The 23,707-nt window shown below is 72.6% G+C and carries 23 protein-coding genes; 6 read left to right on the forward strand and 17 right to left on the reverse strand.

Going from position 1 to position 23,707, the window contains the following annotated elements; translation table 11 throughout:
* Window positions 1-2: 2 nt before the first annotated feature.
* Both RVR_RS26085 and RVR_RS26090 read right to left on the reverse strand, forming a co-directional pair.
* The gene (locus tag RVR_RS26085) at window positions 3-977 is read right to left on the reverse strand and encodes a glutamate ABC transporter substrate-binding protein (RefSeq protein ID WP_202236348.1); all 975 of its coding nucleotides are present in this window, start codon (window positions 975-977) and stop codon (window positions 3-5) included.
* A 311-nt stretch (window positions 978-1,288) separates the two neighbouring features.
* The gene (locus RVR_RS26090) at window positions 1,289-2,041 is read right to left on the reverse strand and encodes an amino acid ABC transporter ATP-binding protein (RefSeq protein WP_272933111.1); all 753 of its coding nucleotides are present in this window, start codon (window positions 2,039-2,041) and stop codon (window positions 1,289-1,291) included.
* Between the two features lie 147 nt (window positions 2,042-2,188).
* Between RVR_RS26090 and RVR_RS26095 the strand changes: the two genes are divergently transcribed.
* A complete protein-coding gene (locus RVR_RS26095; protein WP_202236349.1) occupies window positions 2,189-3,082 on the forward strand; it encodes a LysR family transcriptional regulator in 894 nt (297 codons plus the stop codon).
* Window positions 3,083-3,191: 109 nt separating this feature from the next.
* Here RVR_RS26095 and RVR_RS26100 read toward each other — a convergent pair whose 3' ends face one another.
* Window positions 3,192-3,953 (reverse strand): DeoR/GlpR family DNA-binding transcription regulator, encoded by a 762-nt coding sequence (locus RVR_RS26100; protein WP_202236350.1) that lies wholly within the window; start codon window positions 3,951-3,953, stop codon window positions 3,192-3,194.
* Window positions 3,954-4,809: 856 nt separating this feature from the next.
* Window positions 4,810-5,292 carry a hypothetical protein gene (locus tag RVR_RS26105; RefSeq protein ID WP_202236351.1) on the reverse strand — a complete coding sequence of 161 codons (483 nt, stop codon included), beginning with the start codon at window positions 5,290-5,292 and terminating at the stop codon, window positions 4,810-4,812.
* A gap of 310 nt (window positions 5,293-5,602) precedes the next feature.
* On the opposite strand from RVR_RS26105, the gene RVR_RS26110 reads away from it, so the two are divergent.
* The gene (locus RVR_RS26110; RefSeq protein WP_202236352.1) at window positions 5,603-6,565 is read left to right on the forward strand and encodes an SDR family oxidoreductase; all 963 of its coding nucleotides are present in this window, start codon (window positions 5,603-5,605) and stop codon (window positions 6,563-6,565) included.
* A gap of 211 nt (window positions 6,566-6,776) precedes the next feature.
* Here RVR_RS26110 and RVR_RS26115 read toward each other — a convergent pair whose 3' ends face one another.
* The 6 genes from RVR_RS26115 to RVR_RS26140 form a co-directional block, all read right to left on the reverse strand.
* Entirely contained in the window at window positions 6,777-10,004 is a 3,228-nt protein-coding gene (locus RVR_RS26115) for a GH92 family glycosyl hydrolase (protein WP_202236353.1), read from the reverse strand.
* Between the two features lie 432 nt (window positions 10,005-10,436).
* Window positions 10,437-11,294 (reverse strand): fumarylacetoacetate hydrolase family protein, encoded by an 858-nt coding sequence (locus tag RVR_RS26120; protein WP_202236354.1) that lies wholly within the window; start codon window positions 11,292-11,294, stop codon window positions 10,437-10,439.
* On the reverse strand, window positions 11,291-12,472 hold the full coding sequence (locus RVR_RS26125; protein WP_202236355.1) for a DUF3500 domain-containing protein: 1,182 nt from the start codon (window positions 12,470-12,472) through the stop codon (window positions 11,291-11,293). Before RVR_RS26125 ends, RVR_RS26120 begins: the two co-directional genes overlap by 4 nt.
* A gap of 47 nt (window positions 12,473-12,519) precedes the next feature.
* The gene (locus RVR_RS26130; RefSeq protein ID WP_202236356.1) at window positions 12,520-13,299 is read right to left on the reverse strand and encodes an SDR family oxidoreductase; all 780 of its coding nucleotides are present in this window, start codon (window positions 13,297-13,299) and stop codon (window positions 12,520-12,522) included.
* Between the two features lie 2 nt (window positions 13,300-13,301).
* Window positions 13,302-13,859 carry an NADPH-dependent FMN reductase gene (locus tag RVR_RS26135; RefSeq protein WP_202236357.1) on the reverse strand — a complete coding sequence of 186 codons (558 nt, stop codon included), beginning with the start codon at window positions 13,857-13,859 and terminating at the stop codon, window positions 13,302-13,304.
* Window positions 13,860-14,077: 218 nt separating this feature from the next.
* Window positions 14,078-15,136 (reverse strand): ABC transporter substrate-binding protein, encoded by a 1,059-nt coding sequence (locus RVR_RS26140; RefSeq protein ID WP_202236358.1) that lies wholly within the window; start codon window positions 15,134-15,136, stop codon window positions 14,078-14,080.
* Between the two features lie 430 nt (window positions 15,137-15,566).
* On the opposite strand from RVR_RS26140, the gene RVR_RS26145 reads away from it, so the two are divergent.
* Window positions 15,567-16,478, forward strand: coding sequence for a LysR family transcriptional regulator (locus RVR_RS26145; RefSeq protein ID WP_202236359.1), 912 nt, complete (start codon window positions 15,567-15,569; stop codon window positions 16,476-16,478).
* A gap of 119 nt (window positions 16,479-16,597) precedes the next feature.
* On the opposite strand, the gene RVR_RS26150 is transcribed toward RVR_RS26145, so the two are convergent.
* The gene (locus RVR_RS26150) at window positions 16,598-17,815 is read right to left on the reverse strand and encodes a cytochrome P450 (RefSeq protein ID WP_202236360.1); all 1,218 of its coding nucleotides are present in this window, start codon (window positions 17,813-17,815) and stop codon (window positions 16,598-16,600) included.
* 233 nt (window positions 17,816-18,048) lie between these two features.
* On the opposite strand from RVR_RS26150, the gene RVR_RS26155 reads away from it, so the two are divergent.
* A complete protein-coding gene (locus RVR_RS26155) occupies window positions 18,049-18,654 on the forward strand; it encodes a TetR/AcrR family transcriptional regulator (protein WP_202236361.1) in 606 nt (201 codons plus the stop codon).
* 469 nt (window positions 18,655-19,123) lie between these two features.
* Here the strand turns inward: RVR_RS26155 and RVR_RS26160 are convergent, their stop codons facing one another.
* Complete coding sequence (locus RVR_RS26160; RefSeq protein ID WP_202236362.1) at window positions 19,124-19,765, reverse strand: TetR/AcrR family transcriptional regulator; 642 nt, start codon at window positions 19,763-19,765, stop codon at window positions 19,124-19,126.
* Between the two features lie 78 nt (window positions 19,766-19,843).
* On the opposite strand from RVR_RS26160, the gene RVR_RS26165 reads away from it, so the two are divergent.
* Window positions 19,844-20,746, forward strand: a complete 903-nt coding sequence (locus RVR_RS26165; RefSeq protein WP_202236363.1) for an oxidoreductase — start codon at window positions 19,844-19,846, stop codon at window positions 20,744-20,746.
* A gap of 298 nt (window positions 20,747-21,044) precedes the next feature.
* Entirely contained in the window at window positions 21,045-21,233 is a 189-nt protein-coding gene (locus RVR_RS26170; RefSeq protein ID WP_202236364.1) for a hypothetical protein, read from the forward strand.
* A gap of 42 nt (window positions 21,234-21,275) precedes the next feature.
* Here RVR_RS26170 and RVR_RS26175 read toward each other — a convergent pair whose 3' ends face one another.
* From RVR_RS26175 to RVR_RS26190, 5 genes are all read right to left on the reverse strand, one after another.
* Complete coding sequence (locus RVR_RS26175) at window positions 21,276-21,617, reverse strand: PIN domain-containing protein (RefSeq protein ID WP_202239186.1); 342 nt, start codon at window positions 21,615-21,617, stop codon at window positions 21,276-21,278.
* 44 nt (window positions 21,618-21,661) lie between these two features.
* On the reverse strand, window positions 21,662-21,919 hold the full coding sequence (locus RVR_RS26180) for a hypothetical protein (protein WP_202236365.1): 258 nt from the start codon (window positions 21,917-21,919) through the stop codon (window positions 21,662-21,664).
* 344 nt (window positions 21,920-22,263) lie between these two features.
* Window positions 22,264-22,494 carry a hypothetical protein gene (locus tag RVR_RS37940; RefSeq protein ID WP_237404967.1) on the reverse strand — a complete coding sequence of 77 codons (231 nt, stop codon included), beginning with the start codon at window positions 22,492-22,494 and terminating at the stop codon, window positions 22,264-22,266.
* Window positions 22,425-22,634 carry an ATP-binding cassette domain-containing protein gene (locus RVR_RS38950; RefSeq protein ID WP_430393246.1) on the reverse strand — a complete coding sequence of 70 codons (210 nt, stop codon included), beginning with the start codon at window positions 22,632-22,634 and terminating at the stop codon, window positions 22,425-22,427. Before RVR_RS38950 ends, RVR_RS37940 begins: the two co-directional genes overlap by 70 nt.
* Before the next feature lie 132 nt (window positions 22,635-22,766).
* Window positions 22,767-23,660 (reverse strand): alpha/beta hydrolase, encoded by an 894-nt coding sequence (locus tag RVR_RS26190; RefSeq protein WP_202236366.1) that lies wholly within the window; start codon window positions 23,658-23,660, stop codon window positions 22,767-22,769.
* Between the last annotated feature and the right edge of the window lie 47 nt (window positions 23,661-23,707).

Consider the following 23,707-nt stretch of genomic DNA (forward strand, 5'->3'; position numbering starts at 1 on the left):
CGTCAGCCGACCGCCGGCGGCGTCGGGGCGTCGCCCGGGACCTGGGTGCCGACGGTGGCCTTCCAGACCTTCGCCCAGGTGCCGTCGGCCTCGACCTTCTTCAGCCAGTCGTCGACGAACTGCTTGAAGTCCGGCTGGTCGAGGGGGATGCCGATGCCGTACGGCTCCGCGCTGAAGGTGGTGGCCGACACCTTGACGTCGGGGTTGGTCGACGCGTTGCCGGCCAGGATGCCCTGGTCCAGGACGTAGGCGTCGGCCCGGCCCTGCTGGAGTGCCTGGAGGCACTCGGTGTTGGTGTCGAACAACTGCACCTTCGCGGTGGGCGCGGCCTTCTTGACGGCGGTGGCGGCGGTGGAGCCGGACTCGGTGACCACCGTCTTGCCCGCGAGGCCGGCCGGGGAGGTGATGTCGGCGGCGGACTTCTTCACCTCGATCGCCAGGCCGTCCTGGTAGTACGGGCCGGCGAAGGCGACGGACTTCTCCCGCTCGGGCGTGATCGTGTAGGTGGCGAACACCGTGTCCACCTGGTGGCTCCTCAGCAGCGCCTCGCGCGTCGCGGAGGTGACGTTCACCAGCTTCGTGGACGGCTTGCCGATGATGTACTTCGCCAGCAGTTCGGACATGGCCGCGTCGAAGCCGTCGACCTTGCCGGTGGTGGGGTCGAGCAACGAGAAGAGCGCCGCGGTCTGGGTGCCGCCGACCACCAGGGTGCCCTTGGCCTTGATCTTCGCCGCGGTGGAGCCGCTCGGCAGCAGCGACGCGCTCGCCGGCTGCTCGGCGGCGACGAGGTCGTCGACGGTCCGGCCCGCGGACGCTGCCGCCGAGCCGCTCTTGGCCCCGGGCGCGCCGGGCACCGCCGAGGAGTTGCCGGAGCTGCTGGAGCACCCGCTCACCACGAGGGCGGTCACGGCGATCAGCCCGGTGGTGAGGCCGGCACCGGTCCGGGTGCGGCGGAATGCTGTTCTGCGGACGTTCATGGCTCTCCTGCGCGGAATCGGTCGCCCGGACCCGGATACGGCGGTCGGAGTCGCCGGGCGGACGGAAAGGAACGGAAAAGGCGGGGCGGCGGAGCGGAAAACGGAGCGGGGCGGACAAAAGGGCGGAACTTGGAGCGGAACCGGAAGGCGGACATCGGGGAAGTCCCGCATCGGGATATGCGGGGAAATACGCGCCCGGAGTTCGGGGTGGGAACTGTTCGGGGTGCGGATTATGCGGAGTGCGGACTGTTCGGAGTACGTACCCGAGGCGGCGCTGAACGGGACCGGACGGAGTACCGGCGGGTGCGCGCCTATACGTGGTGCAGCACCTTCGACAGGAAGTCGGCGGAGCGTTCGTGGCGGGGGGAGGTGAAGAACTCGGCCGGCGGCGAGATCTCCAGGATCCGGCCCTCGTCCATGAAGACGACCCGGTCGGCGGCCTTGCGGGCGAAGCCCATCTCGTGGGTGACCACGATCATCGTCATGCCCTCGGCGGCCAACTCGACCAGGACGTCCAGCACTTCCTGGATCATCTCCGGGTCCAGGGCCGAGGTCGGCTCGTCGAAGAGCAGCACCTTGGGATCCATGGCCAGCGCCCGCGCGATCGCGACGCGCTGCTGCTGGCCGCCGGACAGTTCGGCGGGGTAGGAGTCCGCCTTGTCGGCCAGCCCGACCCGCGCCAGCAGCAGCCGGCCCGCGCTCTCCGCGTCCGCGCGCGAGCGGCCGCGCACCTTGACCGGCGCCAGCACCACGTTCTGGAGCGCCGTCAGGTGGGCGAAGAGGTTGAACGACTGGAAGACCATTCCCGCGTCGGCCCGCAGCCCGGCCAACTGCCGCCCCTCGGCCGGCAGCGGCACACCGTCGATGGCGATGGTGCCCGACGTGATCGTCTCCAGCCGGTTGACACAGCGACAGAGCGTGGATTTGCCGGACCCGGACGGGCCGATCACCACGACGACTTCACCGGCCGCGACATCGAGGTCGATGTCGTGCAGAACCTGGGTGCGTCCGAAGTGCTTGTTGACTCCGGCGATCCGTACCAGCGGTTCGGCGGACGTGCTCACGAGAACTCCTGGGGGACGGGAAGCGGGACCGAAACGGCTTCGCCGTCGGTACTCCGCGGGTTCGCGGCCTCCATTGGACCGGACTTCGGCCCTCCGGTCCAACGAGAGTTTTTTCGCCCCTCCATCAATTGCGCTTATCATTTGCATATGTTGGACGTGCGCCAGTTGGAGGTGCTGGCGGAGATCGCCCGCACGGGCTCCTACACCGCCGCGGCGGCGTCGCTCGGCTTCACCCAGCCGGCCGTCAGCTACCAGATGCGGCGCCTGCAACAGGCCGTCGGCACCCCGCTGTTCACGCGCGTCGGGCGGGGCCTGCAACTCACCCCGACCGGGGAGAGCCTGGTCCGGCACGCCGACACCATCTTCTCGGTGCTGCGGGCGGCGGACCAGGACATCGCCTCACTGGTGGCCAGGGGCGGCGGCCTGGTGCGCATGGTCGCTTTCCAGAGCAGCTGCCTGACCCTGCTGCCGCAGGCGCTGACCTCGCTCGTGGCGGAGCATTCCGACGTCCGCGTCACGCTCGTGCAGGCCGAGCCGGTCGAGGCCCGCCACCTCATCCGGACCGGCGAGGCGGACCTCGGCCTGCTGTGCAACTGGGAGAACGAGGACACCCCCGAGGGCGAGTCGGCCATGCTGAGGGTGCCGTTGATGACCGACCGGCGGTGCGTGCTGATGCGCGAGGACCACCCGCTGGCGGGGCGGGCGGCCATCGGGCTGGGCGAACTCGCCGACCAGCGCTGGGTGATGGAGAGCCACCGGGACCGGTTCGCCGCGGCCTGCACCAACCTCGGCTTCCAGCCGCAGATCAGCGCGACCGTCGACGACGCGCACGCCATCCAGGCGCTGGTCGCCGCCGGGCTCGGGATCACCCTGATGAGCGAGATGGCGCTGCGCGGGCCACTGGTGCCCTCGCTCGTCCACCGCCCGCTGCGGGACTGGCCGTTGCGCCGGACCTACGCGCTGCTGTGGCCGGACATGGCCGAGGTGCCGGCGGTGGCGACGGTCCTGCGCGCGATCCGCCGCGCGGCGCAGTCGTACTGACCGTCCCGTAGCCGTAGCCGTAGCCGTAGCCGGCGGTTGCGGTGGCGGTTGCGGGGGCGGTGGAGACGTCGGCACCGAAGCCGTGCCCGGGCCCGCGGCCGTTCCGCGCTCAGACGCGGTGGACGCGCGGGCCCAGCAGTTCGTAGCGGCGGGCCTCCGCGGCGGGCAGCCCGGTGTCCGTGATGATCGCCTCGAAGTCGGCGACCTCCGCGAAGCGGCTCAGCGTGCTCGTGCCGAACTTGCTGTGGTGGCCGAGCAGTACCCGCCGCCGGGAGACCTCCAGCGCCTTGGCCTTGACGTCGGCGACCGACGGGTCGTGGGTGGTCAGGCCGTGCTCGCGGGAGATCCGGCTGGTGCCCATGAAGGCCAGGTCGATGACGAACCCGGCGAGCATGCCGCACGTCCAGGACCCCGCGGTGGACCGGGTCCTGGACTTCAGCCTGCCGCCGAGGAGCAGCACGGTGAGGTGGGGGGAGTCGACGATCGCCGTCGCGGTCTCGGCCGCCGCGGTGATCACCGTGAGCGGCCGGTCGGCCGGGAGCGCGCCCGCGAGGACCTCCAGGGTGTGGCCCTCGTCCACGAAGATCGTCTCGGCGGACTCGATCCGGCGCACCGCGGCCTTGGCGATCCGGCTCTTCGCCGCCGCGTGCGGCCCGGCCCGGTCGGCGAAGGACGTCTCGAACGCCGCGCTCTGGAGCGGGTACGCGGCGCCGTAGGTCCGGCGGATCAGGCCCCTGCTCTCCAGCGCGCTGAGGTCGCGGCGGACCGTCTCGGGGGACACCTGGAGGTCACACGCGACGGATGTCACCTCGGCCATCCCGCGGCTGCGCACGGTGGCCAGGATGTGGCGGCGCCGTTCTTCGGGTTTCACGGGCGTACTGCTCTCTCCAGGGCTCGGTGGACGGGGACTCGCCCGCGGGCCGGGGCGCCCGGGGCCGGCGGAACACACTCCGGCGCGGGTCGGGCTCCGACCCGCCGCGGCGCGTTCGCGCGCGGGCGGGCGGGTGGCGGGACATCACCCGCCGCATCCCGCCGGACCGGAAGTCCCGCTGGTACCAGTTCCGGTGGTTCCGGTGGTTCCGGGAGTTCCAGGAGTTCCGGACGCCCCGGCGGCTCCGGTGCGTACGAGCGGCGGGCTCGGCCGCACCGTCGGGCCGGCGCCCCCCGCCGCCCGGCCCCGCGGCTCCTCGTGGGAGCGGGGCGGGTGCCAGGGGCTCCGGTCGCGGAACGCCGTGGTCAGCGCGCCGGCGGCGGGGGGAACGATGCCGGCCGGGCGGCGCCGTCGTCGGATGTCCGGCTTCGCGATGGCGGCCATGTGGCTCTCCCGGAAAGGCGGACTGGCGTGGGGCCCTGCGGAGCCGCGCGGCCGATTCCTCGATGCCGGGACCGGGCGCGCGCCGTTCACGGGGCCGGCGCCGGACCCGCGATGCGGTGCGGTGCCATAAGACCGCGCCGGAGCCTGCCAGGTCCAGAAGGAGTTTTTTTCGGCAATCATCAGCGGGTCTTATGGTCGTTTTCCGGCCCGGCCGGTCGGCCCGGCCCGGGGCAGGTCATGGGCCCCGCGGGCCTGCCGGGGGCTGGCCCCTGGGCCGGAACGCGGGACGGCCGCTCACCGGTGCGGGCGACCCGCGGGGCCGTCGCGTCGGGCGACCACGCGGGGCGCCGAGGGTCGCGCCGGGACGGACCCGGTACGGCCCCGGGAACCGGCCGCCGCCGCACCGGGGTGGTCAGCTGCTGCCGGCGGAGACCGCCGCGGCGGTGGCGGCGTCCTGCCGCTGCCACAGGCTGAGCACCACCAGCCCCGCGAAGACCTGCGCCGGCGCGGGCAGGTCCCCGAGTTCGGCGGTCAGACCGCGGCCGAAACGGGTCCGGGTGAAGGTCCCCAGCACATCCCCGCGGCGCAGCAGCCTCCGGCTCCGACGGCCGAACCCCGACGGCCGCTCCAAGGTGTACTCCTCCCCGCCGTGGCGCAGCCGCCAGGTCCGCCCGCTGCGGTGGGCCTCGGCGAGGACGCCGTCGGCGCCCCGCAGTTCGAAGGTGCGGCCCCGGTCGGCGGAACGGAGCTCCGCGGTCCGCCCGTCCATCTCGACCCGCCCGCCGGACCTCCACGCGCGCCGCCGCCAGTGCGCCGCCGTCGAGCCGTCGAGCACGACCGCGTAGTCGCGGCCCCACGCGTGGTTCCGGGTGATCTCCAGCATCTGCCGTCCCATCCGTTCGGTCCGTCCGGCGCCGTACGCCGGGGGCGCGTCCCCCGCGCCGAAGGCACGTGTCCCCCTACCGAGGACGCTTCCCCGTTCGAGGACGCCTCCTCGCACGGAGGACGCTTCCCCGCGCCGAGGACGTTCCCCCGTCCCTTCACGGCTCCGGTTCCCGGGCTCCGGCGGCGCCCACCGCTCTTCTGCCCACCCGCCCGGCGACCGCACGCAGCCACGGCTCGGCGAACACCGGATCGGCGGTCCCTGCACAACTCCGCCGATCGTTGCCAGAGTGGAGGCAAGGACACCAGCGAGGAGCGACCACATGCCACGCCGAACCGTCGATGTACCCGTTCCCGACCTCACCGGAAGGCTGGCCGTCGTCACCGGGGCGAGCGACGGCATCGGGCTGGGCCTCGCCACCCGCCTCGCCGCCGCCGGCGCCGAGGTCGTCCTGCCGGTCCGCAACCCGCGCAAGGGCGAGGCGGCGCTCGCCGCGATCCGGGCGCAGGTCCCGGCAGGGCGCGTCTCTCTGCGGGAACTCGACCTCTCCTCGCTCGCCTCCGTCGCCGCGCTCGGCGCGGCCCTGCGCGAGGAGGGCCGACCGGTGCACCTGCTCGTCAACAACGCGGGGGTGATGACCCCGCCCGAACGGCAGACGACCGCCGACGGGTTCGAGTTGCAGTTCGGCACCAACCACCTGGGCCACTTCGCCCTGGCGGCCCACCTGCTGCCCCTCCTGCGCGCCGGCCGCGCCCGGGTGACCTCGCAGGTCAGCGTCGCCGCGAACCGCCACTCCGTCAACTGGGACGACCTCAACTGGGAGCGGTCCTACGACGGCATGCGCGCCTACAGCCAGTCGAAGATCGCGTTCGGCCTCTTCGGTCTCGAACTCGACCGGCGCAGCGCGGCCGGCGGCTGGGGCGTCACGAGCAACCTGGCCCACCCCGGTGTCGCCCCGACCAGCCTGCTCGCGGCCCGTCCCGAGGTCGGGCGCGCCAAGGACACCCTGGGCGTCCGCCTGATCCGCGCCCTGTCGGCCCGCGGCATCCTCGTCGGGACCGTGGCGACCGCGCAGCTTCCCGCGCTCTACGCCGCGACCTCGCCCGACGCCGAGCGCGGCGGCTTCTACGGCCCTGATGGTCCGGGCCAGCTCGGCGGCCGTCCCGCGGCGCACCGGCCGTACAGCCGGCTGCGCTCCACGGAGGAGGCAGAGCGCGTCTGGCGGGTCTCCGAGGAACTCACCGGCGTCCGCTTCCCGGACCCCTCCGACGCCGTCCCGGAGTAGCCGGGCACGGCGGGTGCGGCGGGCACGACAGGTGCAGCGGGCACGGCGGGTAGAGCGGGCACGGCGGGTGCGGCGGCACCGACCGATGCGCGGCCGGCCGGCACCGGGAGCGCCGCACCGCCGTCCGCACCGCCGTCCGCCCTGCCATACGCACCGCCGTGCGGGCCGGCCGCGGTGGCCGGCCGGCCCGCACGCGGGTGGGAGCGGAGGCTCAGCCCGCGTGGCCGAACCCCAGGGCGAACACGTTCAGCCGTCCCGTGTAGCCGGACGGCAGGGTGACCGACGCGACCGTCTTGGAACTGGTGACCGGCACCGTGACGCCGAAGACGTACGTGCTGGTCTGCTGCGGCCCCGTCGCCAGGTTCCGGTAGGACATCTTGGCCGCGACCGTCTCGCCGGAGAGCAAGGAGTCCTGGTCGTGGTGCATCGTCCAGTCGCTCACCTTGAGCGTGTACGGCTGGACGGTCCCGTCGGTGTAGAGGATCTGCCCGGTCGCGGTGATCGGGCCGCCGGACCCGGCGGTCGCCAGGAGCGCGAGCGTGTCGGCGCTCCCCGGCGCCGTGGGCCTGATCGTCTGTCCCGCGGCCACGGCGTCGTCGGCCTGCCCCGCGGGGCTCGCCGGCCAGGTGAGGGTGGCGTCGCCGACGGGGACGGAGGCGCCGGGCGTCAGCCCCGCCGCGGCGAGGGCGTCCCGGGACAGGCTGTTGTGGCTGCCGTCGAGGTTGCCGACGCTCCGGTCGCTGTCCGGGCTGGTGCCCACCGTGTCGAGGAGCTGGTCCAAGGAGGTCGCGGCCACCTGATACTTCGTGTCCGTGAACGTGGTGAGGGCGCCGCCGCTGCCGCCGGTGCTCGCCCAGTCGGAGGTCACGGTGACCGGGTAGCTGCCGGGCGCGGTGCCCTCGGCCGGCGAGACCGCCAGGGTGGCCGTCGCCGAGTGGCCGGGGGCGATCGCGGGAAGCGTGGCCGCGCGCACCGCCCAGGGCGCCTCGGCGCCGACCGTCACATGGGTGGCGGCGGTGGTGCCGGCGTTGGTGAGGTGCACCGTCATCGTGCCCGCGGCGCCCGCGGCGCCGGGCGCGGACGTCACCCCGGTGATCCGCACGTCGGCGGTGCGGGCGGTCGCCGAGCACGCGGAGACCGGCGTGCCGGAGCCCGTGGCCCAGGTGCTCGGCCGGCTCCCGAGGTCGAAGCGCAGGGTGGCGCCCTTCTGGATCTCGCTGTGGCTGATGACGCTGGTCCGCACCGCCTTGCCGTCGACCGTCAGGCCCTGGACGTAGCGGTTGGCCGCCGACGCTCCGGGCGCGTCGATCACCAGCCGGGACGCGTGGTAGTACGGCTGTTGCAGGTGCACCACGGCGTGGGTGAACAGCGGGCTCGTCAGCGTGTACTGGTCGCCGCCGGCGAACGCCGGGTACAGCCCGAGCGACGAGAGCACGTACCAGCTCGACATGGTGCCGAGGTCGTCGTTGCCGGTGACGCCGGTCGGGCCGGTGTTGTAGAGGGTCTCGGCCGCGCGCACCACGTCCTGCGTCTTCCACGGCTGGCCGAGGTAGTTGTACAGGTACGGGGCCTGGAGGTCCGTCTCGTTGTACGGGTTGTACCGGTCCTCGGCGCCCCAGGTGCCGGCGGCGACGCCGGCGGGGTCCGCGGTCAACTGGTCGTAGGCGAAGAACTGGTCGAGCTTCGTGACGGTCGGGCCGACCCCGCCGAGCGCGCTCGCCAGCCCGGACACGTCCTGCGGCGCCAGCCAGGTGTACTGCCAGGCGGAGCCCTCCTTGAACCCGCTCTCGCCCGCCGGGTCGAAGGGAGTGAGCCACGAGCCGTCGGCCTGGCGCGGCCGCACGAACCCGGTCTGCGGGTCGATCAGGTCGACGAACCGCTGGGACCGGTCCAGGAACCGGGCGGCGTCGGCCTTCTCGCCGAGCTTGCTCGCGTAGAGCGCGAGCGAGCAGTCGTTGACGCCGTACTCGAGCTGGTCGGACGCCGCCGTGGTGTAGTCGCCGGTGCCGCCCAGCGGGACGTACCCCTGGTTGAGGTACTCGGCGAGTCCGGTGCGGCCCTCCAGCGGTGTCTGCGCGGGATCGGGCAGTTGCGTGGCGTTCTTCAGCAGCGCCTCGTAGATCGGCCGCGCGTCACCGGGGCGCAGCAGGCCCTTCAGGTAGGCGTCGGTGAGGAGGTTCGCCGCCGGGTCGCCGACCATCTCGTTCGTGTCGTACTGGGCGTAGGGCCACTTGGGCATCCAGCCGCTCTGCTGCGCGTCCTTCAGCAGGCTGTGCGCCATGGCGGCGACGCGTTCCGGGGCGACCAGGTCGAGGACCTGCTGCTGCGTGCGGTAGGTGTCCCACATGGAGAACGCCGTGTAGTGCGCCTGGCCGCGCGGCTCGTGGTGCACCGCCCCGTCGAAGCCGGTGTAGTCGCCGTCGGCGTCGGAGTACACGTTCGGGTCGAGCAGCGAGTGGTACAGCGACGTGTAGAACGTCGACTGCTGGGCGGCGCTCCCGCCCTGGACCTGGACCCGGGACAGCAGCGCGTTCCACTGCGAGGCGGCCGCCGAGCGGACGTGGTCGAAGCCGAACCCCTTGGTGCCCTCGGCCGCCAGGTTGCCGCGCGCACCGGCGAGCGAGACGTAGGAGATGCCGACCTTCGAGGTGACGTCGCGGCTGTCGAACGACACGTACGCGCCGCTGCCGGTGCCGGTGGCCGACGCCTGCCCGGCCTTGACCGCGGTGCCGCTGCCGGTGGCGAACGAGCTGAACGGGTGGTCGAACTGCATCGAGAAGTAGACGGTGTACTGGTTGTAGCTCTTGGACGGGCAGGTGTTGAAGTACCCGTAGGTGCTGACGGAGCCCTCGATCGTGTGGTCCCCGACCACGTCGACGGTCGCCGCGGACGCCCCGCGGAAGCCGCCGCCCGGGCTCACCAGCACGCCGGGCGCGGACCCGCTCGGGAACGTGTAACGCGCCCACCCGGTGCGGGTGGTCGCGGTGAGCTCCGCCCGTACGCCGGCGAGGTCGACGGCGTACGCCCCGGGGTGCGCGTCCTCCGTGGCGTGGTCGAACGCGACCTCGTTGGCGTGCGGGTCCAGCGAGGTGACGCCGCCGGTCAGCGGGAGCGAGGTCACGTCGCCCATGGCCGCGCAGCCGGGCCCGGACAGGTGGTTGAGCCCGAGCCCCCACGTCTTCGGGTCGGTGTACTCGTAGCCACCGCCCTCGGCCGAGTCGGTGTTGGGACTGAACTGCACCATCCCGAACGGCACGGTCGCGCCGGGATAGGTCCCGCCGCCGGCCGCGGTGCCGGCCAGCGGCGCCACCAGCGCGGCCGGGGCCGAGGGCGCGGACGCCGCGTCCGCGGCGGCGGGTACGGCCGCCAGACCGGTGACCACGAGGGCTGCCGCGACGACGACCCGGGTGAGATGGACCTTCAGAACTCGTCGCCGCATGGCGTTCCTTTCGGCGGACGGCGGTACCCACGTGCATGACATCGTTGTCACGTGGCGTGGGGAACCTACTGCGGGCGTCGTCCCCGCACAAGGGTCCGGGACCGGGACGGCGTCAACCCGCAGGTGGGAGCGGTCGCCGCGGCGCCCGCTGGCGGGGCGGGCGGGGGCGGAGGGGCGCGGGGTGTGAACGGTGGCTCCTGGCGCGTCCGTTCCGGGGACCGGCCCGCCGGCCCGCCGGCCCGTCGGCCCGCCGGCCCGCCGGCCCGGGGGGCACCCGGGCCGACGGGCCGATGACGAGGCCGCCGCGGACGGTCGGGCGGCCGCGGTCCGGTCGGGCGGCCGTCCGGCCTCCGCTTCCGGCGCCGCGGCCCGACCTCCGCTTCGACGGGAACGCTGCCCGTCCTCCGCTTCCGGCGGGACCGCCGCCCGCCGCTACACGGTGGCGTCGAGCCGCTTGCCGGACGGGTCCCACGCGCGGCGCAGCGGGTCGGCGATCTCGACGGTCAGGTCGCCGATCCGCTCGATGCCCAGCGTCACGCTGTCCCCGTCCTGCACCGGCCCCATGCCGATGTGGTGCGTCCCGGTGGCGATGACGTCTCCGGGGGCGACACCGGAGACCGACGACGCCACCTCGATCAGCCGGTCGATCCGGTTGGCCATCTGCCCGGTCGAGTAGCGCTGCCGCACCTCGCCGTTCACCGACAGCTCGACCACCAGGTCGTGGGGGTCGGGGATCTCGTCGGCGGTCACCAGGAACGGGCCCATCGGCCCGAAGCCGGCCGGCGACTTCTTGAAGTAGTAGGTCTGCCCGACGTCGCGCGCCGACAGGTCGAGGAAGCCGGTGTAGCCGAAGACGTGGCCCATCGCCTCCTGCGCGCCGATGTCGCGGCCGCCCCGCCCGATGACGACCGCGAGTTCCGGTTCGTGGTGGAACACCCGTGCCGGGGCCGGCGGGAGCGTGACCGTCGAGCCGGTCGCGACGATCGACAGCGGTGACTTCAGGAAGAAGTCGGCCTCCACGCCCTGCCGGTCGTCGGAGTAGTTCTTCACCGCGCACAGCAGTTGCTGCGGCGACGGCACCGGCGCCTCCAGAGCGACCTCGGCCACGGCGGGCGACGCCTCCCCCGGCAGGCCGGCCAACCGGTCCCGTATCTCCGGGTAGCGGTCGATCAGCGCCACCAGGCGGTCCTGCGGCCGGGTCGTCGCCGGCACCAGCGACTCCGGCACCTCGGCCACCCGGCCGCCGCCGACGACGCCGAGCCGGCCTCCGTTGAAGAAGCAGAGAATCAATGGAACTCCTCAGTGGTGTACGTGCCCGGCCCCACCGGCCGGGCGGCGCCGGTGGCGCCTCGGGTGTCCTCGTCGTCCGGTACCGAGGAGGTCAGCCGGGTCCGGAGGTGGTGCCCGGTCAGCCGCTCCCTGTCGTAGTGGTCGAGGAGCAGTTCGTGCCCGAAGTCGTTGCGGTAGTCGCGCCACATCGAGTGGATGTGGTTGCCGCTGTCGATGGCGTTGTCGAACTCGAACAGCAGCCGCCCGCTCTGGATCCGGTAGTAGTGCGAGGTCCCCTTGCGCTCCCCTCCGGCCCAGCAGAAGAAGATGTTGTCCGCGCCCTCGTCCCGCAGCCGCTCCATGTGCTTGTCCGCGACGACCGCCGGCATGCGGTCCAGGTGGTTGGAGACCAGCGACCAGAACGCCTCCGCCTGGTCCGGCGCCAGGTCCGAGACGGCTATCCCGCGGGGGTTGTCCTTCTCGAACTTCAGCGCCTCCCGGTCCTCCTCGGTGATCACGTACGAGGGGATGCCGAGGTCCCAGTGGTCCGGGTACTCCACCTTGCCGATGAGCGGCACCTGCCGGGTGACGAAGTCCGCCGGCGCGACGGGGTGGATGACCGCCGTGGAGCGCTGCCGGGGTGAGAGGGCGTGCAGCAGGTCGAACCCGTGCTGGTCGTCGTCGTGGAGCGGCGCGATGACCCCGGCGGACGCCGGCTGGCTGCCCATGTTGCACGGCGTCACCGACAGGAACCGCTCGTCGATGATGGTGTAGTTGAGCGAGAGGTGGTGGCCGATCACCCGCCACCCCCACGTGTCCTCGTGGCTGGGCCGGCCGTAGAACGAGAAGAAGTAGAGGTCCGGGTTGCGCATGTCCGCGGCCGCGATGCCGAACCGGGGCACGCCCGACTCGCGCAGCACGTTCTCCATGGCCATGATGGACAGCGCCATCGTGTAGCCGCGCGTGCTGAGCCCGGCGCTCATCAGGGAGTGCGCGAGGGCGCGTTGGTGGCGGTCCATCACCGCCAGGGGCAGCCCGGTCCGGTCCGGCTTGGGGACGAAGTCCCAGTCCCTCCGGTGCGGGGCGTCCAACGGGAACCACGCCCGTGAACGCTGCTCCGCGCTCAGGCAGTTCAGCAGGGCGCTGGTGTTCACCAGCATCCTGCGGATCACCTCGGGCGCCTCGTAGACCTCAGACATACACGCTCCCAAAACCCGCTGCCCGTGCGCCGCGCGCAGGGTCAGATTCAGATGAGGCCGAGATAGCTGCCACCGTCGACATGGAGGTTGTTCCCCGAGATGTATCCGGCCGGGACGGAACAGAGGAAGGCGCACGCCGCGGCGATCTCGGCGGGAGCGCCGAGCCGCCCGGCGGCGACCGACGACGCCTGCCGCCGCCGGGCCTCCTCGAAGCTGATGCCCTCGCGCTCCGCCGTGCGGTTCGCGAGCTGCAACTGCCGCCCGGAGTCGATGCGTTCCGGAAGGATGTTGTTGATGGTCACGTTGTGCCGGGCCACCTCCTTCGACACGGCCTTCATCACCGCCGTCAGGCCGGCCCGCGCTCCGCTGGAGGCCACCATCGTCGGGCTGGGCCGGGTCACCACCGCCGACGTGACGTTGACGATCCGGCCGAAGCGCCGCGCGGCCATGCCGTCGACCACCGCGCGCAGCAGGTGGATCGGCGCCGAGAAGTGCAGGTCGAGGGCTTCCGCGAGGTCCGCCTCCGCCAGCTCGCCGAGCCGTCCGGGGCGCGGTCCGCGGTTGTTCGTGACGAGGATGTCGGGTTCGGGACACGCCTCCAGGAGCGCGCCCCTGCCCCCGGTGGTCGTCAGGTCGCCCACCACGCCGTGCACCGGGGAGGTGGCGTGGGCGCGGACCTCGTCCACGGCTTTCGCGAGCGTGTCCTCATGGCGCCCGTTCAGCCACACCTCCACCCCCTCGGCCGCGAGCGCCGTCGCGCAGGCCAGGCCGATGCCCTGGCTCGACGCGCAGACCAGGGCCTTGCGCCCCTCGATTCCCAGATCCATGGTCACTCTCCCGGCGTGGGGTGTATGAACGCGGACAGCCGCGCGTCGATGGCCTGGAGTCCGTCCAGGTACGGGGCGACGGTCCGCCCGGCGTCCACCAGCCGTCCGGTGTCGTCGACGTCGTCGGCGGAGATCACGATCCGCACGTCGTCGGCGACGACGTCCATGTGCAGGCCGGTGAGGACGGTCCGCATCTGCTCCGCGGCCCGCCCGCCCCCGCGGCTGCCGTAGGTGACGAGCGCGGCGGGCTTGCCCCGCCATTCCGTGTAGAGGAAGTCCAGCGCGTTCTTGAGCACCGCCGGATATCCCCAGTTGTACTGGGGGAAGACGAGGACGAAGCCGTCGAACGCGCTGACGACGCCGCTCCACGCGCGGGTGTGCGCGTGCGCGTATCCGCCGAGCGCGGGTTTGCGCGGTTCGTCGAGGAAGGGCAGGGCGATCTCCGCGAGGTCGATCAACCCGTAGGACAGGGCGCTCTCGGCGCCGAGGTGTTTCGCCGCCAGCCCGGCGATGTCCGCGCAGATCCTCGTCGGGCGGGTGCTGCCGACGATCACGCCCACGTGGCCTCGTGACCGGGGCGGCTGCGGCGGTTCCGCCGCCTGTCGCGGCTCCGTCGGGTGCGGCGGTTCCGGGGGGTGCGGCGGCGGGAGGGGGGCGGAGCCGTCCGCCGCACCCGGACGAGCGTCGTCCACCGTGGTGTCCTTTCTCCTGGGGAGGCTCCGGGGCTCCTGCACCGGAACCCGGGTCCTTACGGGCAACGGGACCGTGCGCACAGGCCCTAGCCGAGGTAGGCGTTGGTCCAGTCGGTTCCCTCGGTCACCTTCATGTCCGGCTTGATGACGTCGATCTGCGAGGTGAACTTCACGGCGGTGGCCCACTGCGCCGGCGTCATCCGGCCGTTCGCCGGCCAGTCGATCTCGGAGATGGACTCCTTGAGGACGTCGAGCGGAATGCCCGGACTCTCCGCCGCCGCGATGTCGGTCAGCGCGGTGGACCCCTCGTTGTCGTGGATGTACTGCACCGCCTCCTGCATCGCCTGCGCGAACCGCTTGACGGCGTCGGGGTGCTTCTTCGCGTAGCTGTTGGTGGTGACGGTGATGTTGCCCGGGCCCATGTTCTGCGGCTCCCAGGCGGGCACGTTGGCCGAGTTCGCGACGACGATCCCGGTGCCCGCCGCCTGTGCCTGGAGCGGCGTCGGCTCGGACGTGCAGAACCAGTCGATCCGGTTCGTCTTCAGCGCGCTCTCGTAGATCGTCGGGCTCGACAGCGACGCGACCTTCATCTGCTTGGTGTCGACGCCGTGTTCGTGGAGGAAGAGGTTCACCTCGGCGGTGGTCGACTCCGACGAGGACCCCCCGGTCGAGCCGACCATGGCCTTGGCGACGTCGCTCAGCGGGGAGTCCTTGGTCAGGTGGTGCTCCTTCGCGAAGTGCGTACTGATGACCAGCCCCAGCGGCACCCCGACCGAGGTCTGGGCCACGGTCAGCTCGCCGGTGCCCTTGTCGACGGCGTCCAGGAAGTTCTTCGCGCTGCCGGCGAGGAACTGCACCGACCCCGAGGTGAGCGCGCTGCTCGTGACGGTCGGTGTCAGCACGTCGAGCTTGACCTTGATGTCGTGCTCGGCGAAGAAGTTCTTCTTCTGCGCCACCCACACCGGCAGGATGTTGACGTTGGCCCCCGAGACGCCGATGGTCACCGAACTGCCGCCGGAACCCGACGCCGACGAGGAGCCTCCGCAGCCGGCGAGGACCAGGCCGGCGGCCAGCACGCCGGCCAGCGCGGCGGTCGGTGCGGCGGTCCGGCGACCCGGACGGTGACGCAGAGCTGTTCTTCGCATCGGCAATGCCCTCTCCTGTGTCATGCGGACGAACCCCCGCCCGGGCCGGCGGAACCGCGGGGCCCGGTGGAAGGTGCCCGGCGCCGGTGGGCGGCGGGCGGTGACGTACGACGGGAGCGGCCACGTCGACGGGATCTGCCGGGACATCGCGGGCTCCTCAAGGCGCCGGGCGTCTCTTCGCCCTTGCGCTCCCTACCCAACGCCCGGGCACCGCGTGATGCCTAGCCATGTGACAGAAGGGCTGGTGAGAGCGGCTATAAGCTCGGGGAATGGCCGGTGGGCGCCCTGCCTTGCCATCCCCGCGGCGCCCGGCGCATACTCGTCCGGCCGTACCCGCCCCGGGGCGCCGGCCGGGTCGGGCCGCCCCCGTCCCCGCCCCCGCCCGTGGACGCGGATGGCCCGCGCCGGGCAACCGTGATGCCATAGGCGCATGGAGATGCGGGCAATGCGTGCGTTCGTGGCGGTGGTCGAGGAGCAGGGACTGTCCGCGGCCGCGCGGAGGCTGCACATCAGCCAGCCCGCCGTGTCCCAGACGATAGGCGCCCTGGAACGCGAGTTCGGGGTGCAACTGCTGATCCGCAGTTCCACCGGCGTGCAGGCGACGGAGTCCGGCCTCGTCCTGCTCGCCGAGGCCCGCGCCATCCTGGCCCGTTACGACCAGGCGCTCGCGACGATGGACGCGCGCACCGCGGCCGCGGCGGCCACGTTGCGCATCGGCATCCCGGTGGAGCTGCCGCCCGACCTGCTCTCGAAGGCGCTGCTCGACCTCGCGGTCGCGTATCCCGGCACGCGGGTCCTGGCCCGGCACCTGTCCACCGCCGACCAGTTGACGGCGCTGCACGAGAACGACCTCGACCTCGGCATCCTCCGGGTGCGCCCGGCGGGCCAGGAGTTCGACGCGATGCTCGTCGTGGAGGAGCCCCTGGGCGTGCTGCTCGTGGCGGAGCGCGCCACGGGACTGGCCGGTCCCGACGGCATCCGCCTGGACGCGCTGATCGGACTGGACTGGCTCGGCTTCCCCCGGTCCGGCAGTCCGGCCTGGTACGACGAACTCACCGCCATCCTGCGCAGCCACGGCATCGACCCCGGCCCGGTGCCGCCGCCGGACGGGCCGCCCCTGATCGCGGAGGTGAAACTCGCGTCGCTCAGCGTCGGCCGGTCCTTCACCCTCGCCCCGGAGGGCTGGTCCCAGCCGCTGCCCGACACGGTGACCTGGTTCCCGCTGGTCGGCAACCCGATCGTCCGCCGCACCTGGGCCGTGTGGAACGCGGGTTCCCACCGCCGCGACCTCGGCCACCTGATAGCGACCCTGGACCAGCCCCGCACCCCCGCCCCCGGCTGACCCGGCCGGACGCCGCCGACGGGTCGGGTGACGTCGGCTCCGGCTGCGTACGGGGGTCCGGGAGGCTGCGGCCGGGGTCGCGGGGCCAGTGGGGTCGGCGGGTCGGCGGGGTCAGTGGGTCACCAGGTCACCGGGAGTTCGTGGGCGCCGTAGATGACCATGTCGCTGCGCAGCGGGACGGCGTCGGCCGGGACGGCCAGCCGCAGGGCCGGGAAGCGGCGGAGCAACCCCCGGTAGCCGGCGGCGAGTTCGATGCGGGCCAGGTGCTGGCCGAGGCACTGGTGGATCCCGTAGCCGAAGGCCAGATGGCTGCTGCGGCGGCGGCCCACGTCGAGCCGGTCGGGGTCCTCCACGAGGGCGGGGTCGCGGTTGGCGGCCGGTACCGACACCGCGACCGAGGTGCCCGCCGGGACGGGGACGCCGGCGATCTCGGTGTCCTCCAGGGCGGTGCGCACCGGGAAGGCGTTGACGATGGCGAGATAGCGCAGCAGTTCCTCGACGGCGAAGGGGACCAGGTCGTCGTCGGCGCGCAGCCGGGCGAGCTGCTCGGGATCGTTGAGCAGGGCGAAGGTGCCCAGGCTGAGCATGTTCATGGTGGTCTCGTGGCCGGCGACGAGCAGCAGCCGGCACATGCCGCAGATCTCCTCGTCGGTGACCTGGCCGGAGGCGATCAGCAGGGAGACCAGGTCGTCGTCGGGACTGCGCCGCTTGGCCGCGATCATCTCGCCCAGGAAGGCGTCGATCGCGTCGACGGCGGCGTCGAAGCTCTCGGCGCTGAGGTCCTGGCGCAGCAGCGTGCCGGAGGCGCGCTGGAAGCGGTCGCGCTCGGTGTAGGGGACGCCGAGGAGTTCGCAGATGATGAGGGAGGGGACCGGCAGGGCGAAGTGCGCCACCAGGTCGGCGGGCCGCCCGGCGGCTTCGAGACCGTCCAGGCAGTGCTCCACGACCTGCTCGACCCTCGGTTGCAGGGCGCGCATGCGGCGGACGGTGAACTGGCCGGTGAGCAGCGTGCGGTAGCGCGCGTGCTCGGGGTCGTCGGTGGCGAGGAACGCGCCGGGCCCCAGCCCCCGGCGCTCCCGGACGCGGCGGGGGACCGGCCGGACGGGGTCGTCGCCGCGCCAGCGCTCCGCGCTCAGCAGCGGGTTGCTCAGTACGGCCCTGGCCGCCTCGAAGCCGGTGACGAGCAGCCCCTCGGCGCCGCCGGCGAAGCGCAGCGGACTGACCGGCGGGAGGCCGAGCAGGGAGGGGGCGGGGTGGAGGTGGCCGGCGCGTTCGAGGGGGTAGCGCGGCAGCGTGGGGGTGGGGATGGAGGGGGCGGCACTCGGGGATGTGTTCACGTCATGGGCTCCTGACGGTGGCAGTCCTCCGGAAGGCGCGGCGGCGGGCGGGCGGCGGTGCCCCGGTCCGGGACACCGGGGGAAGGAGCACGCGCCGCGCCACCACGTCTGTAGGGAAACCTACCGATAGGCATCCCTATCGGAAAGGGGCCCCGATCGATTCCGGCCAGTGCTGCCGTAAGCTGACCGATCACCCCCGGGGGGTGTCCCGACGGCGACCGAGAGGACGCGACATGCCGCCGCAGCGGTCCAAGACAGTGGAGTCGCTGCTCGCCGGGGCGGAGCGCGCCTTCGCCGAGCGGGGGTTCCACGGCGCGTCGATCGGCTACATCTGCCAGTGCGCGGGCCGCACGACCGGCGCCTTCTACTCGAACTACGACAGCAAGGTGAAGCTGTTCCTCGACGTCTTCCGCCGGCACAGCGACCGCACCGCGGAGGGCGTGGAACAGGCCCTGGCGGCCGTGGACACCTCCCGGGACCCGGCCGCGGCCCTCGCGGCGGTCTTCGCGGGGGTGGCCGACCGGGTGCTGGACGAGCGGTGGCTGTCCCTGACCATGGAGTTCCGGTTGATGGCGATCCGCGACGCGGAGGCGGCCGGGGCGCTGGCGGAGCACGAGGAGCAGTTCAACGGGCGGGTGGGCGCGGCACTGGACGCGGTGTACGCCCGGATCGGCCGTCGGCCGGTGCTGCCCGGTCCGCTGATGGCGGCGCTGCTGGGGGCCATGATCCGCGGCGTCCGGCTGGACCGGGGCTTCCATCAGGCGAGCGGTGGTGCGGTCCCGCTGGACCGCGCGGCCCTGGAGCGGGCCCTGCACGGATTGCTGGCGCCGTCCCCCTGAGCGCGGCCGCGGGCGGCGCCGCCCGCGGGTCCGGCCGTCCCGCGGCGCGGGGCGCCGTGGCCGCCGTCGACGAAGGTCGGGTCGTCCAGGAGCGGGCGCAGCGCGGTGGGCACCTCGTCGATGACACCGGGCCAGACCCGGTCGTCGTCCGTGGCGTACGGGCTCATCTCCGACTCGTGGTCGAAGCCGCGGACGAGCACACCGGCCGGGTGAAGAGGACGGAGAAGTCGTCACCCGAGCTGTTGTCCATCAGGGCCGCCTCCGCCCAGGCCCCCAGGTGGTGGAGAAGGAGTAGCGGGAGACCTGCGGGTCGCGGCGACGTCCACCGGCATCCTCCCCTCCCGAAGCGCTCCGGACGCGCCATCGGACGAACATACTCACGCGGCAGGTCCAGGCGGCCGCTGCCGGGGTCGAAGGCAGCCGCGCGCACGTGCGGGCCGACGTCCGGCACCACGGCCGTCGCTCTGGATCACGCGTCCGTTGCGTGCCCCGATTCACCGGCGCGGGGAGCGGTGATGCGGTGGACCGCCTCCAGGAGGGCGGCGCGGTGTTCGCCGAGTCGGTGGGGGGCACGGGGGTCCGTCCCGGTGGCGGCGGCCAGGGCCGGGGGTACGTCGAGCCAGCTTTCGGTGAGACGCAGGACCATTGCGAACAAGTCCGTGGCGGAGATGCCGTCGTTGATGCGGCCCTCGTGCTGTGCGGTGGCGATGGCGTCGACCTTGGCGCGGTAGCTGTCGATCTCGGTCTGGCTGGAGTCGCCGTGGCGTTCGAAGCGGAGCCAGGCCGCCAGGCGCGCGGTCTCCGGGTGGGCGAGCATGAAGTCGAACCGTGCCGCGGCGTAGGCGATCAGGTCGCCGTCTGCCAACGGTGTCTCCTGGGCCAGTTTGCCGATCTGCCGATGCAAGGCGGCCTCGAACAACTGGTCTTTGTCTCCGAAGTAGACGTAGAGCAGGCGCTTGTTGGCCCCGGCCCGTTCCGCGATCCGGTCGATCCGGGCCCCGGCCAGGCCGAATTCCGCGAACTCGCTGGTGGCTGCGGTCAGCAGCCGTTCCTTGGTCGCGGCGGAGTTCCTCGGCCTCGGGGAACTCGCAGTCCTTTCGTCGGTGTCCATGCGGCCATCCTAGGCGATGTAACTAACTTTTGACTTACTTCGCCGGCGGAGCTACGTTGTATCTATCCAGTTAGATACATGCTGCCGAACGGCATCTCCCGGAAGGACACCCTCGTGACCACCCCCGCCACCCTCCAAACCCTCACCCCGGCCGAGGACCTCACCATCACCCGCATGGGATACGGCGCAATGCAACTCGCCGGCCCCGGCGTCTTCGGCCCGCCCAAGGACAAGAGCCAGGCCGTCGCCGTACTGCGCGCAGCGGTCGACGAGGGCATCACCCACATCGACACCAGCGACTTCTACGGCCCCGCAGTCGTCAACGAACTCATCAGGCAAGCCCTGCACCCCTACCCCGCCGGCCTGCACATCGTCACCAAGGTCGGAGCCCGCCGCGACGACAAGGGAGCCTGGATCCCCTCCCTCGCACCCGCCGACCTCAAGGCACAGGTTTACGACAACCTCCGGCACCTCGGCCTGGAGACCCTGGACGTGGTCAACCTGCGCACCGCCGCACTCGAAGCCGGCTCCACCGACTCGCTCTCCGAGCAGTTCGGCGCCCTCGCCGAACTACGGGAGCAAGGCCTGATCCGCCACCTCGGCCTGAGCGGCGTGTCCGACGCACAGCTCACCGAGGCACAGGCCATCGCCCCCGTCGTCACCGTGCAGAACCTCTACAACCTGGCCGACCGCGCCGACGACTCCCTGGTCGACCGCTGCGCCGCCGAGAACATCGCCTACGCCGCGTTCTTCCCCCTCGGCGGCTTCAGCCCCCTGCAATCCCAGGAACTCGCCACCGTCGCGGCGCAACTGGGCGCTTCCCAGCAGCAGGTCGCCCTGGCTTGGCTGCTGCAGCGCTCCCCGTCCATGGTCCTGATCCCGGGCACCTCCTCGGTGGCGCACCTGCGGGACAACATCGCCGCCGCCGGTCTGGCCCTGCCCGCCGACGCGGTCACCGCACTCGACACCATCGCCAGGTAACCCGCCCTCCGCCCCACACCGGGGGTGTGTCCCACCGACGCGCCCCCGCACCGACCGAAAGACAGAAACCCTGAAGCCCGTCGTCGTACTCCGAGCATCGGGCGGCGAAGGAGCCGTCTGCGGATGGTGGTGCCGCATGAGCCGGGGTCGGCTCCATGCGTCAGGAACGCGCCCGCCTCTTGTGGACCGTCGCAAGCTCCGGTCTGGCCACGGTGGAAGCCACCTTGGAACTCGCTTCCACCACGCCCTCACTGGCGACCCCACATGCCTGCAGGCAGCGAACGCCCGGCTGCGCCAGTTGACGTCCGGCGGCGACTACGCCAACCCCACCGGCATCACCCACTTCATCGCTGACCTACCGCTGCCCGAGCAGCACGCCTCCCCGGCCAGGTGGCTGGGGGCAGGCGGACCACAGACACGCTGGCGCGGCCTGGTCAGGCACGCGAGAGCCGAGCACCCGCAGCAGGCCGGCTGCCTCACCGTATGACGGCAGATGCCCCCTGAGCCCTACCGCAGGATGCGTGCCCGCTCAGGGGGTGAGGTCCAGGACACGGACGGGATGCGCCGTCCAGGCCCCGGGGACCGCGGTCGCCACCACTGCCCCGGCGGGGCGTTCCGGGGTGGGCTGCGCGGCGTGCAGGGTGTGGGCCACAGCCCAGGTGTCGTGGCGGGCGACGGACAGCGCCGCGATCAGGTCCAGGTCCAGCACCGTGATGCCGGGCAGGGACACGATGTGCTCGCCGGTTCCCGGGCGGGCACGGTCGGCTTCGACCAGCGCGCAGGCGGTGGCGTACAGGTACCAGCCCGGCTCCGCGTGCGCCCGGTGGATCAGCCGGGAAGCCAGGAGGTTGCCCCGGCCGGCCGCTGCCATCGCCGTGTCGTCCAGGATGACGTGCACCGCCTCGTGAGGATCGGTCACCGGGCGGCCGCCTGCCGCAGACGCGCATCCAGTTCCGCGTCTAGGTCCCTCTGCTCCGCCGCGCCCGGGGCGTACCCGCTCCAGTCCTTCAGCACCGCGCGGGCCTGTTCAGCCTGCTTTGCACGCTCTTCGGGCGTAAGCACGGCTTCTGCCAGCCGGGCCAGGTACGCCCGCAGCGACATTCCCTCCGCCGCCGCCACCGCAGCAAGACGGTCCCGGGCTTCTTCCGGGATGCGGACATTCGCATCGGCCATGATCGTGCTCCCTTCCTATCTGATGAAGGATACGGGTACGTACCCGTGGTGGTGCCGGTCGCGTTGGACTTGCGGCAGTCGACGCTCCCGCGGTCGCACCGGGCGGGCACTTCCAGTCGCGCTGGACCCTGCAGCCGGTGCAGTGCCTTCGGTTCTACGCAGAGGGTCCAGATCACCGGGCAGGGCGACCGGAAGGCGTCCTTCTTCGGTGAAGCCGTGGATCCCATGCGGGGTGCGTCGAACTCCTCCCAGTCGCAACGGGCAGAAGACCTTGTGAGAGGCAACTGCCGCGATGATCCGCCGGACGGGCCCTCAGGGCTGGTCCGGCACCGGCGCGGCGGCGATCAGCGCCCGGGTGTGCGGGTGGCGGGCGCTTCGGCGATCTGCCGTGCGGGGCCCTGTTCGACGATCCGGCCCACGGACAGGACCACGATGTGGTCGCTGAGATGAAACACCACGGACAGGTCGTGGGAGATGGACAGGTAGCTGAGCCCGCGCTCCCGCTTCAGACGGGTGAGCAGGTCGGGACCTGGGCCCGCACCGACAGGTCCAGGGCGCTGACCGCCTCGTCGCACGATGAACTCGGGGTCCGTGAAAGCGCGCGGGCGATGGCCAGGCGCTGCCGCTGGCCTCCGGAGAACGCCGCCGGGTGGCGGTCCACCGCGCCGGCGGGCAGCCCGACGGACTCCAGCGAGCGGCGGAGCCGGTCGTCGATTCCGACGGTCGACTTGCCGGAGCCCGACTCGCCGACCTGTCCGACGGTTGACGAGCGACCGGCCCCCCGGAAGAGGCGCCGATGTCCTCGGAGGCCGGGGGGAGCGGATGGCCTCTGCGGTGTTACCGGGTGTCAGGCGGCCCAGTTGCGCTTGATGAACGCGGCTGCGGAGTTCAGGGCCCGGTCGGCGTCGTCGAGCAGGGCGGCGAAGCCCTGGAAGACGTGCGGTACTTCCGGCCACACCTGGAGTTCGACCGGGACGTCGTGGTCGGCGGCCCGGGCGGCGAGCCGGATGGCGTCATCGAGCAGGATCTCGTGCGAGCCGACCTGGATGAGCAGCGGCGGCAGGTCGGTGAGGTCGGCGAAGATCGGGCTGGCCAGTGGTGTGGCGGCGTCGCGTTCCCCGAGGTAGTCGCGGGCCCGTGTGCGCAGGGCCGCGGGGGTGAGCGCGGGATCGAGGGCGGCCTTGCCGGTCGCGCTGGCGCCCGAGACGGTCAGATCGGCCCACGGCGAGAACACCGCGGCCGAGGAGGGCTGCGGCAGGTCGGCGTTCCTGAGTGCGGCGAGGGCCGCGACGACCAGGCCGCCGCCGGCGGACTCGCCCACGAACGCGATCCTCGTGCTGGGCACACCCTCGCCGAGCAGCGCGCGGTAGGCGGCCACGGCGTCGTCGAGGGCGGCGGGGAACGGGTGCTCTGGTGCGAGCCGGTAGTCGACCGAGATGGCCCGGGCCCCGACGCGCCGGGAGACGTCGGCGGCCAGACCGACCGAGTCGGCCGCCGACCCGAGGGCGTAGGCGCCGCCGTGGAAGTAGAGCACCACCACCGACGGGTCGAGCCCCGGGGTCTCGACGGTCTCGACGGGCACGCCGCCGAGTTCGCCCCGCTTGGCCGAGACGTCGTCGGGCAGGGGAACCGCGGAGATCATCTCCTGGAAGATCACACGTTGTTCGGCTATGTCGCCGCCGACATCGAGCGGGCCGTGGCGCAGGAGCTCCTCGAGGGCTTGGCGCTGTTGCTGGGTCATGATCGCCTTTCGGGCACTTCTCTCGGGCACTTCGGTAACGGGCCGGC

It is taken from the genome of Streptomyces sp. SN-593 (assembly GCF_016756395.1).
GTDB lineage: Bacteria > Actinomycetota > Actinomycetes > Streptomycetales > Streptomycetaceae > Actinacidiphila > Actinacidiphila reveromycinica.